Below are 15,919 nucleotides of genomic sequence, written 5' to 3'. Positions count from 1 at the left end.
ACTATAGCCGTCCTTGTCTGAAATGTGAAGACGCGCGCGGCGTTGTACTGAGGGCTGGCCTTAAAACTCCAGGTTCCCGGGCGTGCGCGGGAAGGGGATCACGTCGCGGATGTTGGTGATGCCCGTCAGCAGCATGAGCAGACGCTCGAAGCCCAGGCCGAAGCCCGCGTGCGGCGCGCTGCCGAAACGGCGCAGATCCAGATACCACCAGTAATCATCGGGGTTCTGGCCCATTTCGCGGATGCGTTCGCAAAGCTTGTCCAGACGTTCCTCGCGCTGGGAACCGCCGATCAGCTCCCCAATGCGCGGCACCAGCATATCCATGGCCGCCACAGTCTCGTTGTCGTCGTTGCAGCGCATGTAAAAGGCTTTGATTTCCTTGGGATAGTCATAGACAATGACCGGCCGCTGGAAGTGCTCCTCAGCCAGATAGCGCTCATGCTCGGTCTGAAGATCCATGCCAAAGGTCACGGGAAAAGCAAAGGCGCGGTCGCTGTCTTCCAGGATGCGAATGGCCTCGGCATAGGGAATGCGCGCAAAGGGCTTGGCCAGCAGGCCCTGGAGCCGGGCCAGCAGGCCCTTGTCCACAAAAGCGTCGAAGAGCCTGACATCGGCCTGGCAATGTTCGAGCACATGCCCGATGACGTGGCGGGTCAGGCTTTCAGCCAGCTCCATGAGATCCGTCAGATCCGCGAAGGCCATCTCCGGCTCGATCATCCAGAATTCCGCGGCATGGCGCGGGGTATTGGAGTTCTCGGCCCGGAAGGTGGGCCCGAACGTGTAGACGCGCCCCAGGCCCAGGGCCAGGGCCTCGGCTTCCAGTTGCCCGGACACGGTGAGATTGCACCGGCGGCTGAAGAAATCCCCTTCCAGGCTTTTTTCGCCGGGCGCAAGGGTGGTGACCCGGAACATCTCGCCCGCGCCCTCGCAATCCGAGCCGGTGAGCACAGGCGTATGCACCCAGGCGAAACCCTCCTGCCGGAAAAAGTCATGCACGGCCCGACCGGCCTCGGAACGGATGCGGAAGGCGGCCCCGTACTTGTTGGTACGGCTGCGCAGATGGGCAATGGTGCGCAGGAATTCGTCGGAATGGCGTTTTTTCTGCAAGGGAAACGTTTGCGGGTCAGCCAGGCCGAAAACCCGGATGCTTTTGGCCCGCACTTCCCATTTCTGGCCTTTGCCGGGCGAGGGCACCAGCGCGCCGGTCACGGCCAGGGCCGCGCCGGTATTGGCCTCGCCCAGGGCCGCGTGCGCCTCGGTGCCCTCATCCACAATACATTGCAGATTGGCGAGGCAGGAACCGTCGTTGATCTCCAGAAAAGAAAAACCCTTGGCGTCGCGCCGCGTGCGCGCCCAGCCGCAGATCATAATTTCTTGCTGCGCTTTTTCGGCGCTCAGGGCGTCGATGATCAGGGTTCTCTGCATGGCGGCTCCTTGCGTGAAAGTTTTCGCCCTGAAGTGTAGCCTGTCCGCCCGACTTGCTCAAGAGTGGCCAGTGCCCCCTTTCCCTTTTTCTAAACATTGTGTAGAATCGGGGCAACAGTACGGGGTACGCCCGCGGGGATTTGCCCGCAACGGTCTGCAACTGTTCTGCACTGCCAAGGGGAAACAAGGATGAAAACAGTTTTTTACGCCCTGCTTCTGGCCTGCGCACTGACGCTTGCCGGGCCGCGGGCCCATGTCGCCCAGGCCGCTTCCGTCAGCGGGACCGTCACGCCGCAGGCAGGCAAGCCCACGCCGGACAAGCCGGAAAAAGGCGTTGATCGGGTCACGGTGATCAGCGTGCAGCTCGAAGGCTCGGACAGCATCGGCGCGCGCCTGGGCACCAGGCTCAAGGAGCGTTTCAATCAGAGCAATCTTTTCACGCTCAATGACGATGACGAGAAAGACATGCCCAAGCTGCGCCTTTTGCTGAGCACGGCCCCGGAGTTTCCGAGCCGCCCGGGCGTGGGCTCGGTGTATTCCGTGTGCTGGGTGTTCAGCCAGGGCAAGGGCTACCTCGGCTATCTGCTGGCCCGCGAGCTGGGCACGGTCAATGGCGACGATATGGACGCCCTGGTGGACAAGCTGGTGGAGCGCACCGACGGCATTGCCGCCAAGTACGGCAATTTGTGGAAATAGAGCGGTTTGCTAATGAAATTAGCTAAACCGCTCTAAAAAACAGCCCTGCCAACATGCGACGCACGTTTGCAGGGCTGGAAAAAACACTTGCCAGCAAACGAAATCAATACCTGTACATGGCGCTCTTGTACGGGCCTTCCACCGGCACACCGATATAGGCGGCCTGCTCCGGGCTGAGTTTTGTCAATTTGGCTCCCAGCCGGCCGAGATGCAGGCGGGCCACTTCTTCATCCAGTTCCTTGGGCAGGGTGTAGACTTTGGTTTCCAGGGCTTCCCTGGACAGTTTGATCTGGGCCAGGGTCTGGTTGGTGAAGCTGTTGGACATCACAAAGCTGGCATGCCCCGTGGCGCAGCCCAGGTTGACCAGACGGCCTTCGGCCAGAACCACGATGCTCCGGCCGGACTTGAGGGTCCATTTGTCCACCTGGGGCTTGATGTTCAGCTTGCTCACGCCGGGCGTGCTCTCCAGGTAGGTCATATCTATTTCATTGTCAAAGTGGCCGATATTGCAGACAATGGCCTCGTCCTTCATGCCTTCCATGTGCGCGCCGGTGATCACATGATAATTGCCGGTGCAGGTCACATAAATGTCGCCCAGGGGCAGGGCGTCTTCCACCGTGGTCACTTCATAGCCTTCCATTGCGGCCTGGAGCGCGCAGATCGGGTCGATCTCAGTGACCAGCACGCGCGCGCCAAAGCCGCGCATGGACTGGGCGCAGCCCTTGCCCACGTCCCCGTAGCCGCAGACCACGACCACCTTGCCGGCCACCATGATGTCCGTGGCGCGCTTGATGCCGTCGGCCAGGGATTCGCGGCAGCCGTAGAGATTGTCAAACTTGGATTTGGTCACCGAGTCGTTGACGTTGATGGCCGGGAAGAGCAGTTTGCCCTCCTTTTCCAGCTGGTAAAGGCGATGCACGCCGGTGGTGGTCTCTTCGGAAACGCCTTTGATCTTTGCGGCCACCTTGTGCCAGTGTTGCGGGTCTTCCTTGAGGCGCAGGGCCAGGCGGTCAAGCACGCACTGGAACTCCCTGCTTTCGGCCTTTTGTGTGAGGATGCCGGGATTGTCCTCGGCTTCCACGCCTTTGTGGATCAGCAGCGTGGCGTCGCCGCCGTCGTCCACGATCAGATCCGGACCTGTGCCGTCGGGCCAGGTCAGGGCCATTTCCGTGCACCACCAGTAATCCTCAAGGGTCTCCCCTTTCCAGGCAAAGACTTTGGCCAGCCCCTGCTCGGCAACGGCCGCGGCCGCGTGATCCTGCGTGGAAAAGATATTGCATGAGGCCCAGCGGATGTCCGCGCCCAGGGCGTGCAGGGTCTTGATCAGCATGGCCGTTTGAATGGTCATGTGCAGGGATCCCATGATCTTGAGCCCCTTGAGGGGCTTTTCAGGGCCATATTTTTTGATGCACTCCATGAGGCCGGGCATTTCCCGCTCGGAAAGCTGCATTTCCTTCCTGCCGAAGTCGGCCAGGCTGAGATCCGCCACTTTATGCGGCAGGCTCAAATCCAGTGCTCTGGTCATGATCGTCTCCTTGCAAATGTTGTTTTTTCTCTGCATCAGCACGCTTCGGCACTGAACAGCACAAGCTCCAGCCCCCGGCCCACGGCATGCCGTTGACGGCCGATACGCGTAAAGCCCGCACGGCTCAGGCCGTCGGCAAGTTCGCTTTCCTTGAAGCCAAGCCAGAGATCGCCATAGCGGCTGCGCATGGTTTCGTCGTTGTGCCGCAGAAAGTCCGCCACAAAAAGGCGGCCGCCCGGGGCCAGAATCCGCCGGATCTCGCGCAGGGCCGCCACCGGCTCGGACAAGTGGTGCAGCACCAGATTAATGCAGGCAAAGTCCGCCTCGCCGTCGCGCAGGGGCAGATGATCCAGCTCGCCTATGCGCAGGGAGACACGCCCGGCCGCGGGTTCGTCCGGATTGAAGCGGCGGCGGCAGAGTTCCAGCATGCGGGCCGAGCCGTCCACGCCGATCACGCCCCGGGCCAGGGGCAGCAGGCGGCTGAGCACAGCGCCGGTGCCGCAGCCCAGATCCACGGCCGTGCCGCAACCCTGAGGCACGGCCGCGCAGACAGCCGCGGGCAGATCGAACGCGCCGAGCACCTCGCGGTTGAGTTCGTCCCAGTCTTCGGCAATGGCATTGAAAAACTGGCGGGTTTTGCGGGCGCGTTCCTCAAGAATCTGAGCGGCCATGCCCAGATCGGCCTGCATGACGGCATCAGCATGCACAAAAGGCAGCACGGCGCGCAGAAAATCGCGTTCCTCTCCGGCGCGCGGCGCGGCGTAAAAAACCCACAGCCCATCCCGGCGCGAGGTGAGCAGCCCGGCTTCAGTGAGAATTTTCAGATGCCTGGAAACCCTTGACTGGCCCATGCCCAGAATCCGCACCAGCTCGTTGACCGAGAGCTCATAATGCAGCAAAATATGCACAAGCCGCAGCCGGGTTTCATCGGAAAGGGCTTTGAAATGAAGAATCGTCATGCCGCGTCCGTGTTGTGATGACTAAATCAATGTATGTTGATACAAATATCAGCTTATCCGGATATGGTCAAGAACTTCCTGCGGGCCGGTCAGGGCTGCCGCAGAAAATGCGCCAGCATCGCCCGAAGCCGCGGGCTTCGGGGAGCGAAGTAAAGAGAGGACGACATGGCCTTGCGACAAGCGCGCAAGCGGCAAAAAACTTCCCAGCCCATAGCGGCCGACAGGGTACTGGCCTCGGTGCTGGAAGCCCTGGGCGGCGGCCCGGAGCGGGCGCGGCTCTGTCGGCTCTGGCAGAACTGGAGCATGGTCATGGGCCCGGAGCTGGCCCCGCTGGCTCTGCCCTTGGGCCATCATAAGGATCTGCTTCTGATCGGCGCTGAGGACGCCATGCTTGTCCAGGAACTGCACCTTTTGAGCGGCGAGATTCTGGAACGGGTCAATGCCTTTATGGAGTGTCCGTTTTTCAGCGGCGTGAAAGTTTCCCTGACATTGGGCAAAACAGTGCTGGCAGGGGCCGCGGCCTACGGCGAGGAGGGGGGGGCCGCGCTTGCCGCGCGGGATCCTGAAGCGGCGCGGCGCGCCGCACTGGCCGACGACGCGGCCCGACCGTACGGGAAATTTCTTGCGCACATGGACCCTGCCTCACCCGTGGCCCGCTGCTATGCGCGTTTTGCCCTCCGGGATGCGCGGCAGGCCACGCCTTCCGCAAGCGAGCGCAACGGGCGTAACAGTCTTGCAAAAAAGAGTTTTTCCTGTACTTCAGGCACGACATACTAAGGTTTGACTTTAAAACCGCAATGCGAAGCAGCCGGGACCGGGCTTTCCCGCTCAGGCTGTCCGCACGGCAGCAGCCTTGTCAAACGTGCCTTTCCTGCCGGGGCACGCCCTGCCTTTGCGTAAGAGGCGACTTTGGGCCGCAGGCAACAATGAAGAAAGCATTTCTCGTGAATTTTCTTTCAGGAATCGCAAGACTATTTCTAGAGTTTACACATTTTTTCTTCCGCATTCACAGCTGATTGGGAAAAAATCAGAATCAAGGTATGCGATTTTGTTGTTTGCTTGCTGCGATTATTGACAATCCTTCGCCTGCGGTGCTAGCTTGCCTCAGGAAAGGATATGCCAGAGGGTGTGGAGGAAGGCATGGACGTGCAGAAAACGATGGAAGAGATTTGTCTGAAACATGACAACGGCAGCGATCTTCAGTTTCGCGGCCGTCTGTTTTCGGAGTGCTCCTGGTATGACGAGGAGCACGGCATGCTCACCCGTCAAAAGCTTTATGTCACTGAAAATAATGAGCAGGTTTATTATATCGTGCGTTCCAGCGGGCAGGATCGCAGCCGCCACGCCTACAGGCTTTCCGTGCGCGGCGACAACTGCATCATTTATAACGGCGTCACGGAAATGGCCCTTCAGTTCGATATGCTCATGCTGGCCGTGCGCGGCCTCTGCGGCCTGGAAGCCGGCGCGACGCCGAGCCTCTCCATGGTCGAAGATCTGCTCAAGGCCGCCAATTCCTAGTTTTTCACCGCAGGCCGGACTTTTTGCCGCTCTCCGTTGGGGAGCGGCTTTTTTGTATGAAGAAAACCTCCCGCCAGGCGGGAGGTTTTCTTCATACAATGAGCGTCCAGACCGCGTTCTGGACGCGAACTGATTGAAAATGGATATGTTCAATCAAAAAATGCTCTCAGATGTTGCCGTTTTTTATATTCCCCGCAAGCCGGTAGGGGCTGAAATAATTGGTCCCCCAGGTCAGCGCCAGAACGAAAAGCGCGGCGAACAGGCCGATAAGCGGGCTCCAGAGCGGCGGGGCCGAGAGCGAAAGGCGCATGAGCAGGGTGCCGATCACAAAGCCCGAATTGCGGAAAACCGCATGGTAGGAAGGCATGAAGCGCTGGGCTATGAGCACCATGGCAATATCCGCGAAGATCAGGATCGTGTAGAGCGTTTCAAAAAATCGCTGATCCGAACCGATCTGCAGATACAACAGCAGATCGCGCGCGCCGATGCCGAAAAAGATCAGAAATAGGGTCAGGGCCAGCAGCTTCTTGCTCATGACGTAACGCATACGCATGTCCGGGCTCTGGATGAAGGGGTGCCGCCGCGCAATGCGCTTGTAGAGGCCAAGGCAAAGGAAGACGCAGAGCGCGCCCGCGCCGGAAACGCCGATCTCCACCACCCGCAGAATGTTGTCGATGTCGATGGACACGGGTTCGGACAGGGAGGAGAGTTCCTTAAAGGCGTTGCGCAAGAGAATCAGGGTCAGGATTTCAAACTGCTTGCCCATGGACTGGGACAAGGATGAGGGAATGACAAAAATCAGGCTCATGACCTCCATGGCCAGGATCAGGGTGAAGGCCAGGTGAATGGAATAAAAGTGGCTGTCCGGCGGCTGAGGCAGCCAGAGCGGATAAAATCCCAGTCGTTTGAGCTCCACGCCCGCCAGCGCCGCCAGATAGATCCAGAGCAGAACCAAGGCCACGCGCCGCTGTGTGGACGGTCGTTCCCAGAAGTGATGCAGCCAGTCGAACATGTCGGTGAGCGGCTGAAGCTTGTGTATCAGCATAGAACCTCTGTGCCGCGCGGCATGCGCGCAGTATGCGTGAGAGAAGTGCGGCCAGGCACGAAGATAGCCGGACAGGCGCAAATGTCAAAGGCGCGCAGGTGACGTTTTTGCGGCGCGCCCGGCCTATGATTTTTGATCATGCTGACGTGGCCACGCTCTTAGAGCAGATTACCTTTGACTTTTTATGAAAGTCAAAGGTGGCATTCAGGCGAAAAACGCGGTTTTCGCCTGAATGTACGCCGCGTTGCGGCGGCTGCCGCTTTCGCGTCAGCAGAGCATTTTCAAAGTGAAAATGCTCTAAGGCAGACGCGGAAGACGCATCCGCCCTGCAAAAGCACAACCGGGGCATTTACAAAAGAGCGGCGGCAATGGTATTTTTATGCCGCAAGGATATGCTTGTACGGAAACCTGAGCGCCGTCAGGCGTCAAAGGCGCGGCTATGGAACAGCGGCCCATGCGTAAGCCGGGTACGGCAACAGACGCCACTGCGGACGAGGTGCAGCAGGCCCGTTACAATTGCGTGCTCCGCAGCATCTACGACGAAATTTACGAAGCCAATCCTGCCGATGACTCCTACCGCGTGATTCATGAGGGGGATGTGCGCTTCTGCCCCCCGCCCGCGGGGTGCGGCCTGGCCGAAACCGTGCGGGCCATTGCCGACGATCTGATCCATCCCGAAGACAGGCAGGTTTTCCTGCGCCTTCTCAATCCCCAGGAACTCCAGAAAAACACGGACCGGGAAAAGCGGGAATACCTCATCGGCGAGGTGCGCAAAAAATGCCGCGACAGCCGCTACCGCTGGGCGCGGCTGACGGTTTTTCCCCTCTCCGGGCCTTTGGAACAACCGCTGCTGATGGTCTGCGTGCAGGATATCGACGCGCAGAAGAACGCCGGCGGCATTGCCCGCGAAAATGCGCTGCTGCAACGTCAGCGTCTGGACAATCTGCGCTACAAGACTGTTGTGGATCACACGGACACCCTGGTTTTTGAATGGCGCGGGCACGAGCCCACCTATACTTCTCCGCGCATTCCCGATCTGCTTGCGGGCAATTACGACGGCCGCCGGCTCTTTGATGTCTGGCGCGAGGACGGCGTGCTCTATCCGTCCGACAGGCCGGTGTTCGAGTCATGCCTGCGCGAAATGGCCGCAGGCTCGCATTCCGGGGAAATGACCGTGCGCCTGCGGGTCCGCGACGGGCGCTTCATCTGGTGCAAAGTCACCTATACCTGTCTGGAAGATCCGGATGTGGGCGTGCGCTGCATCGGCACCATCAACGACGTGGACAGCGTGACCCGCGCGGAGCAGGCACTGCGTTTCAGGGCGGAATATGACCCCCTGACAGGCGCATACAATATGCAGACCTTTTTTGAAAAGGCCGGGCGGCTGATCCGCCAGAATACCGGAGGCTCCTGCTATATTGTGCGTTTCGATGTGGCCGGCTTCAAGGGCATCAATGAAAGGTTCGGCCTGGACGAAGGCAACCGGCTCCTGCGGGCCATTGCCCATCTCGTGCGCAAAAATCTCCATAAAGGCAGGGAAGCCTTTGCCCGCCTCTCCGGCGACATTTTCGCGGTCTGCCTTTCGGGCGACCGGCAGCGGGTCCGGGAATTTGTGGAATGGCTCTCCAGCCAGATAAACGACTATACCCAGGCCTACCGGGTGCAGCTCTTTTTCGGCATCTGCCCGGTGGCAACGCGCAAAGCGCCGGTGCATGTGCTCTGCGACTGGGCCTTTCTCGCCCTGAAGACCGTCAAAGGCAGCGACCTGACCAACTATGCCTTTTACGACGGCGCATTGCGCCAGCGCGTGCTGGATGAGAATTACATCAGGGATCAAATGCACGAAGCCCTGGAAAAAAAGCAGTTCGTGCTCTTTCTGCAACCCAAGGTGGAAATTTCCACGGGCCGCATTGTGGGCGCCGAAGCCCTGGCCCGCTGGCAGCACCCGGAGGACGGCCTGATCCTTCCCGGCCGTTTTGTGCCGCTTTTTGAGCGCAACGGCTTTATTATCCGCTTTGACGAGTACATCTGGGAACTGACCTGCAAAATGCTGCGCCACTGGCTGGACAAGGGCTACCGGCCCGCGCCCGTATCCATCAACGTCTCGCGTATGCATTTCAATGACGACAAATTTTGCAACAAGCTGTTGCGCCTGACAGACAAGTACGAGCTGCCCCGGCATCTGCTGGAACTGGAGCTGACCGAAAGCGCCTTGTTTGAAAGCGAAAAAAACCTGGTCCGGGTCATACAGGACCTGCAGGAACAGGGCTTTCACTTTTCCATGGATGATTTCGGCACAGGCTATTCCTCACTGAGCACCTTGCGCTCTCTGCCCTTTAACATCGTCAAGCTCGACCGGACCTTCATCAGCGACGGCCCGGACAATGAACGCGGCCAGATCGTAGCCCGGAACACCATTGAAATGGCGCGGCAACTCCAGATGAAAATCATTGCCGAAGGCGTGGAAACCCTGGAGCAGGCGCGCTTTCTGCTCAGCATCGGCTGCAATTACGCGCAGGGCTATTACTACGCGCGCCCGGTTGACGTGGAGGAATTCGAGGTGCTCAGCTTCGTCCAGGAAAAGGCCTTCTGGGTGGCCCCCACTCTTCAGGCCGAAGCCCGCCGCAGAGGCCTGCCCGTGGGCGTTGCCGCGCCTGAAAGGGAATATTGAGGCCCAGCCTCAGGCCTGCCGCGCCGGTTCAGAACGGCAGGCGCAGAAGGCGCAGCGTTTCCGGCTGAATACAGAGCAGACGCCCGGCGTCGACAGCCTCGGGGCGGGTGACAAAGCTCCCCTTGCGGATATTCAGGATAGCCTCGGCCTCATGGCTGCAATCAAAGAGATGCAGCGTTTCCGCGTCGATGCGATCCGCGGTGGTCCAGTGCCGGTTGACCGGCGGCCCGTCCGGCGTCAGATTGCGCGAAAAACGAAAAATGATCGCGCGCGAGGTCCTGGGCGTCAGCCATTCCCGGCAGCAGGCCCAGACCTCTTCCTCAGAGGGCTTGTCCGCATCGGCAAAGGGTTTGCGCACTTCCAGAGGAAATTTTTTCTGCTGCGCGCGCAACATGCCGTCAACCAGATTGAGATAATCCGTCTCCTGAAGAAGCACGGCCCTGAAAGCGTCCGGGGAGCCGGCCAGGGCCAGCAGGGTTTCATTGAGGATGTCCCGCGCTTTGAGCACCCGGATGCCGTGGGTCAGACGCAGTGCGTTGAGCACGGCGTACATCGCGCAGAAGGTATCCAGTTTGCCCTGATAAAACGGTTTCAGCATGCGGCTCCTCCCGCGCCTTTTATGCCATTGACGCTTTTACTTTACAAGCGGGAGGCGGCCATGTATAAGAGGACATTCATTAACTATATCACAATACCTTGATATGCAGATATTAACTACTCCGCAGGATCTGGCGGCGCGCTGCCGCGCATGGCATGCCGCGGGCGAAGATATCGCCCTGGTTCCCACCATGGGCTATTACCACGCCGGGCATGAGGATCTCATGGCCCACGGCCGCGGCCTTGCCAAACGCCTGGTGGTCAGCCTGTTCGTCAATCCCGCCCAGTTCGGACCCGGCGAGGATCTTGAAGCCTACCCGCGCGACGCGGAACGCGACGCCGCCATTGCCGAAAGCCACGGCGTCGATGTGCTCTTCATGCCGGAGCCGGGCTCCATGTATGCGCCGGATCACGCCACCTGGGTGGAAGTGCCGGATCTGGCCAAAGGCCTCTGCGGCCAGAGCCGTCCCATTCATTTTCGCGGCGTCTGTACCGTGGTGCTCAAGCTCTTTCTGCTGACCGGAGCCGAGGTTGCCGTTTTCGGGCAAAAGGACTGGCAGCAGCAGGCCATCATCCGCCGTATGGTCCGGGATCTCAATGTGCCCATCCGCATTGAAACCCGGCCCACGACGCGCGAGGCCGACGGGCTGGCCCTTTCCTCGCGCAATGTTTACATGACCGCCCAGGAGCGCGCCCAGGCCCCGGAAATCCGGCGCGGCCTGCTGTATGCGCAAAAACTGGTCAGCGAAGGCGAAAAAAATGCAGTCGTTCTGCGCGAGGCCGTGCTGCGCCGCTGGGCCGAGCGCCTGCCCCTGGGGCGTCTGGACTATCTGGCGGTGGTGGATCCCGAATCCCTCAACCCGCTGGACGAAATCAACGGCCCGGCCCTGATGGCCTGCGCCGTGCACATGGGCAAAGCCCGGTTAATCGACAATATTTTGCTCCGTTCCTGATACGATGCCGCAGAGCCGCCGCAGCCTTCGCTCCAATCCCGGCGGCACTGTGACGCGTTGCCTTGCCTGCGGCGTCAAACAAGCTCGGATTTGGGCAGTCGCAGGTACAGTTCACATAAAACGAGTCATTTCAAGACCTCATCCAAGGCCAGCAGAAGGAGAGAGTGATGCAAACCAAGGGCAAATACTATTTTACCTCTGAATCCGTGACCGAGGGCCACCCCGACAAAGTGGCGGACCAGATTTCCGACGCCGTGCTGGACACCTTGCTGGCTCAGGACTCGGAGGCTCATGTGGCCTGCGAAACCCTGGTAACCACAGGCATGGCCGTGATCGCCGGCGAAATCAGCACCCGCGGCTACGCGGATCTGCCTGCGGTGGTACGCGAGACCATCAGAAATATCGGCTACAACAGCTCGGAAATGGGCTTCGACTGGCAGACCTGCGCTGTCATCTCCTCCATCGGCCATCAGTCGCCGGACATTGCCCAGGGCGTGCTGCGCTCCAAGCCCGAAGATCAGGGCGCGGGCGACCAGGGCATGATGTTCGGTTATGCCTGCAATGAAACCTCCACCCTGATGCCCGCGCCCATCTATTGGGCCCATCAGCTTTCGCAGCAGCTTGCGCGGGTGCGCAAGGACGGCATTGTCGACTTTTTCCGCCCGGACGGGAAAACCCAGGTTTCCTTTGAATACCAGGACGGCAAGCCCGTGCGCATCAATAACGTGGTGGTTTCCACCCAGCACGCGGCCCGCGTGAGCCAGGGCGAAGTGGCCGAAGCCGTGAAAGCCGAAGTGATTCGCCCCATTCTGGAGCCTTCCGGCTACTTTGATGAAAAAGACTGCGAGATTTTCATCAACACCACAGGGCGCTTTGTGGTGGGCGGTCCTATGGGCGACTGCGGGCTTACGGGCCGCAAAATCATTCAGGATACCTACGGCGGCAGCGGCCATCACGGCGGCGGCGCGTTTTCCGGCAAGGATCCCTCCAAGGTGGACCGTTCCGGCGCGTACATGGGCCGGTATATTGCCAAAAACGTGGTGGCGGCGGGTCTGGCGCCGATCTGCGAAGTGCAGATCGCCTACTGCATAGGCGTTGCGCAGCCGGTGAGCGTGCTGGTCTCCTCCCAGGGCAGCGGCGAGATTCCCGACGAGGTGCTGACCAAAGCCGTGCGCGATGTTTTTGATTTGCGCCCTTACTTCATCAGCAAGCGCCTGGATCTCAAACGCCCCATCTACCGAAAGACGGCCTGCTACGGGCATTTCGGCCGCGAACTGCCGGAATTTACCTGGGAAGCCACGGATGCCGTGTCGGATTTGCGCACCGCCGCAAAAGTGTAAGGGCATCCGATCCTTTTCGCCGTGGTCGCCATGCCGGCCCGCGGCGGGCTCAAGTGTGGAGCGGTTTGCTACTTTCATGAGCAAACCGCTCCGCAGCCCGTGAGCCGCCAAAACGCGCCGATCACCCCGTGGACGCGGAACAGGCGGATTGTACAAAATCCCCCCCAAGCTGGGCGGCAGTTCGGGCAGCCCCCCTCCTCTCTCTTCTTTCCGGCTCAAAACGAAATGCGCTTGTCTGGCGCAAAGCGCCGGAAGTCTTGCCAGAGGCAGGAGCCTTTCATATACTGCAACACCGGTCCGGCCGCGGGCGCGTGCCCCGGCCGGCAACGCCAGACCCAAGGAGCCCCATGAGTCAGACCACCCCTCAGAGCAGTTTCGCGGCCCTCCTGCCCCTTCTTCTTTTTCTGGGCATCTTCATCGGTACCGGCGTGGCGCTCACGGCCTCGGGCACGAACATGGCCTTTTACCAGCTCTCGGCAACGGTGGCGATCATGCCCGCCATTGCCTTGGCCCTGCTCCAGGGGGGCGTGGGCCGGGGCCGTCTGCAGAAAAAAATCACTATCTTTCTGACCGGCGCGGGCGAGCTGAACATCATGACCATGTGCATGATCTACCTGCTGGCCGGGGGCTTTGCGGCCGTGGCCACGGCCATCGGCAGCGTGCAGGCCACGGTGAACTTCGGCTTGTCTCTGGTGCCGCCTTCCTTCATTTTGCCGGGTCTGTTCATTGTGGGCGCTTTTGTCTCCACGGCCATGGGCACCAGCATGGGCACGGTGGCGGCCATCACGCCCATTGCGCTGGGCGTGGCGGCCCAGACCAACATCGAAATCCCTCTGCTCATGGGCGTGGTCTTGGGCGGGGCCATGTTCGGCGATAACCTTTCCATGATTTCCGACACCACCATTGCCGCCACCCGCACACAGGGCTGCGAGATGGGCGACAAGTTCCGCATGAATTTCGCCATCGCCCTGCCCGCGGCCCTGCTCACGGCAGTCCTGCTCTGGCTGACCGGGGCAAACGGCACACAGGTGCAGTTGGCGGACTACAATTTCATTAAGGTCTTGCCCTATCTTACCGTGCTGATCCTGGCGCTTCTGGGTCTGAACGTCTTTGTGGTTCTGGCTGCCGGCATTGTGTTCAGCGGCGCGGTGGGGCTGCTCCTGGGCGTGGACGCGCAGACTTCCTATTCCGCCCTGCGCTGGGCTCAGGACATTTACAAGGGCTTCACCGGCATGAACGAGATATTTGTCCTTTCCATGCTGATCGGCGGTCTGGGCGAGCTGATCCGCTTTCACGGCGGCATAGCCTGGCTGCTGGAACGGGTGGACGCCCTGTCCCGCCTGCTGGCCAGAGGCAAAAAGGCCACGACCAGGGCCGGAGAATTCTGCATCGGCCTGCTGGTCAGCCTGGCGGATATTTGCACGGCCAACAACACGGTGGCCATCATCCTCACCGGGAGCATGGCCAGGGAAATCGCCGAAAAGAACGGGATCGACCCCCGCCGCAGCGCCAGCCTTCTGGATATTTTCTCCTGCGTGTTTCAGGGGCTGATTCCCTGGGCCGCGCAGCTTTTGCTGGCCGGTTCCCTGGCAAAAATCTCGCCCCTGGAAATCGCGATGAACAACTGGTACTGCATGCTTCTGGCCGTGGCCGGCGCGGCCGCGGTCATGCTCGGACGGCCCAGGGCCCCGGCTTCGCGCCCGGCGCGGCTGCAAACGACCGGCGAGGCGTAGGCATGGCGGGCAGCACATTCGGCAAAATTCTGCGCCTGACCACGTTCGGGGAATCTCACGGGCCGGGATTGGGCGGCGTGCTGGACGGTTGCCCGGCAGGCCTGGAATTGAGCGAGGCCGACATACAGGCCGAACTGGATCTGCGCAAGCCCGGCCAGGGGCCCACGGCCACCAAACGCAAAGAGGCCGATGCCGTGCGCCTGCTCTCCGGCGTGTTCGAGGGCCGCACCACCGGCACGCCCATTGCTTTTTATATTGCCAATGAGGATCAACGCTCGCGTGATTACGGCAATCTGGCCGAGGTCTTCAGGCCCGGCCATGCGGACTGGGGCTATTTTCAGAAATACAAGGGTATCCGCGATTACCGGGGCGGCGGTCGTTCTTCGGGGCGTGAAACTGCCGCGCGCGTGGCGGGCGGCGCGATCGCCAAAAAAATCCTGGCGCGCCGGGGCGCGCGGATCTGCGCCGCCTGCGTGGAACTGGGCGGCATTGCCGTGCCCGAGGCCGAGCAGGATCTGGAAGGCGCGCTCCTCCGACCCTATTTCGCAGCCTCCGACGCCGCGCCCGCCCTCTGGGATGCCGCCGTGGCCGAGGCCCGCAAGGCGGGCGACACCCTGGGCGGCATAGTGCAGATCGTGGCCCGCAACATTCCGGCCGGTCTGGGCGAGCCGGTTTTCGACAAGCTGGACGCCGTGCTGGCGCACGCGCTGATGAGCGTGGGCGCTGTCAAGGGCGTGGAAGTGGGCGACGGCTTTGCCGCGGCCCGGCGCACGGGTTGGCAAAACAACGATCCCCTGCTGCCCGGCCCTGACGAGTCCATCCGCAGTGTCCGCTTTGCCTCCAACCACGCGGGCGGCATACTGGGCGGCATTTCCAGCGGTCAGGACATTGTGCTGCGCGCGGCGGTCAAGCCTATCGCCTCCATTGCGCTCGAGCAGCAAACCGTAAATGCGCAGGGGCGGGCCGCCACAGTGCTGGTGGGCGGCCGCCACGATCTTGCCGCCATCCCGCGCATTGTTCCCGTGCTTTCGGCCATGACCGCCCTGGCCCTGGCCGACGCCCTGCTGCTGCAAGGCCGCATGGCATGGGACGCGTGAGCCGGCAGCCCGGAAGCATTGGCATGAAAGAGAGAAAGGGACGCCACGTTTTCCAGCAGGCGGACTAGAGCAGATTACCTTTGACTTTTTATGAAAGTCAAAGGTGGCATTCAGGCGAAAAACGCGGTTTTCGCCTGAATGTACGCCGCGTTGCGGCGGCTGTCGCTTTCGCGTCAGCAGAGCATTTTCAAAGTTAAAATGCTCTAGAGCATTTTAACTTTAATTTTTCACATAAAAAATCTAAACTTGTTCTATGAAGTTCGCTCCTGAAAATATTCGTACTATCGTCGTGAAGGCTTACCTGGCAAAACAGGCCACTAGACAGCAGTTGGCTGATATCTTTGGTTATACGCCTGCAAG

At 60.6% G+C, this 15,919-nt stretch carries 13 protein-coding genes; 8 read left to right on the top strand and 5 right to left on the bottom strand.

Going from position 1 to position 15,919, the window contains the following annotated elements; genetic code table 11:
* Positions 1-60: 60 nt before the first annotated feature.
* Positions 61-1,425 (bottom strand): asparagine--tRNA ligase, encoded by a 1,365-nt coding sequence (gene asnS, locus G7Y51_RS10295; protein WP_165177180.1) that lies wholly within the window; start codon positions 1,423-1,425, stop codon positions 61-63.
* Between the two features lie 189 nt (positions 1,426-1,614).
* Between asnS and G7Y51_RS10290 the strand changes: the two genes are divergently transcribed.
* Positions 1,615-2,121 (top strand): hypothetical protein, encoded by a 507-nt coding sequence (locus G7Y51_RS10290; protein ID WP_165177178.1) that lies wholly within the window; start codon positions 1,615-1,617, stop codon positions 2,119-2,121.
* Positions 2,122-2,224: 103 nt separating this feature from the next.
* Here G7Y51_RS10290 and ahcY read toward each other — a convergent pair whose 3' ends face one another.
* Both ahcY and G7Y51_RS10280 read right to left on the bottom strand, forming a co-directional pair.
* Complete coding sequence (ahcY, locus tag G7Y51_RS10285) at positions 2,225-3,646, bottom strand: adenosylhomocysteinase (protein ID WP_165177176.1); 1,422 nt, start codon at positions 3,644-3,646, stop codon at positions 2,225-2,227.
* A 35-nt stretch (positions 3,647-3,681) separates the two neighbouring features.
* Positions 3,682-4,605: a metalloregulator ArsR/SmtB family transcription factor gene (locus G7Y51_RS10280; RefSeq protein WP_165177174.1), complete on the bottom strand. Its 924-nt coding sequence runs from the start codon at positions 4,603-4,605 to the stop codon at positions 3,682-3,684.
* Positions 4,606-4,770: 165 nt separating this feature from the next.
* Between G7Y51_RS10280 and G7Y51_RS10275 the strand changes: the two genes are divergently transcribed.
* Positions 4,771-5,382, top strand: coding sequence for a DUF721 domain-containing protein (locus G7Y51_RS10275; protein WP_165177172.1), 612 nt, complete (start codon positions 4,771-4,773; stop codon positions 5,380-5,382).
* 339 nt (positions 5,383-5,721) lie between these two features.
* Positions 5,722-6,123 (top strand): hypothetical protein, encoded by a 402-nt coding sequence (locus G7Y51_RS10270; protein ID WP_241160214.1) that lies wholly within the window; start codon positions 5,722-5,724, stop codon positions 6,121-6,123.
* Positions 6,124-6,289: 166 nt separating this feature from the next.
* Here the strand turns inward: G7Y51_RS10270 and G7Y51_RS10265 are convergent, their stop codons facing one another.
* Entirely contained in the window at positions 6,290-7,168 is an 879-nt protein-coding gene (locus G7Y51_RS10265; protein WP_165177170.1) for a hypothetical protein, read from the bottom strand.
* Between the two features lie 439 nt (positions 7,169-7,607).
* Here G7Y51_RS10265 and G7Y51_RS10260 point away from each other — a divergent pair, with 439 nt between their 5' ends.
* Positions 7,608-9,839, top strand: coding sequence for an EAL domain-containing protein (locus G7Y51_RS10260; protein ID WP_165177168.1), 2,232 nt, complete (start codon positions 7,608-7,610; stop codon positions 9,837-9,839).
* Positions 9,840-9,867: 28 nt separating this feature from the next.
* Here the strand turns inward: G7Y51_RS10260 and G7Y51_RS10255 are convergent, their stop codons facing one another.
* Positions 9,868-10,437: a hypothetical protein gene (locus tag G7Y51_RS10255; protein WP_165177166.1), complete on the bottom strand. Its 570-nt coding sequence runs from the start codon at positions 10,435-10,437 to the stop codon at positions 9,868-9,870.
* A 103-nt stretch (positions 10,438-10,540) separates the two neighbouring features.
* On the opposite strand from G7Y51_RS10255, the gene panC reads away from it, so the two are divergent.
* From panC to aroC, 4 genes are all read left to right on the top strand, one after another.
* Complete coding sequence (gene panC / locus G7Y51_RS10250; RefSeq protein WP_165177164.1) at positions 10,541-11,389, top strand: pantoate--beta-alanine ligase; 849 nt, start codon at positions 10,541-10,543, stop codon at positions 11,387-11,389.
* A 164-nt stretch (positions 11,390-11,553) separates the two neighbouring features.
* Positions 11,554-12,729, top strand: a complete 1,176-nt coding sequence (gene metK / locus G7Y51_RS10245) for a methionine adenosyltransferase (protein ID WP_165177162.1) — start codon at positions 11,554-11,556, stop codon at positions 12,727-12,729.
* A gap of 347 nt (positions 12,730-13,076) precedes the next feature.
* Positions 13,077-14,462 (top strand): Na+/H+ antiporter NhaC family protein, encoded by a 1,386-nt coding sequence (locus G7Y51_RS10240; RefSeq protein WP_165177160.1) that lies wholly within the window; start codon positions 13,077-13,079, stop codon positions 14,460-14,462.
* 2 nt (positions 14,463-14,464) lie between these two features.
* Positions 14,465-15,559, top strand: a complete 1,095-nt coding sequence (gene aroC, locus G7Y51_RS10235; RefSeq protein WP_165177158.1) for a chorismate synthase — start codon at positions 14,465-14,467, stop codon at positions 15,557-15,559.
* Positions 15,560-15,919 lie beyond the last annotated feature (360 nt).

This window comes from Desulfovibrio sp. ZJ369 (assembly GCF_011039085.1).
Classification (GTDB): domain Bacteria; phylum Desulfobacterota; class Desulfovibrionia; order Desulfovibrionales; family Desulfovibrionaceae; genus Desulfovibrio.
This window is presented reverse-complemented; position numbering and strand designations above follow the sequence as displayed.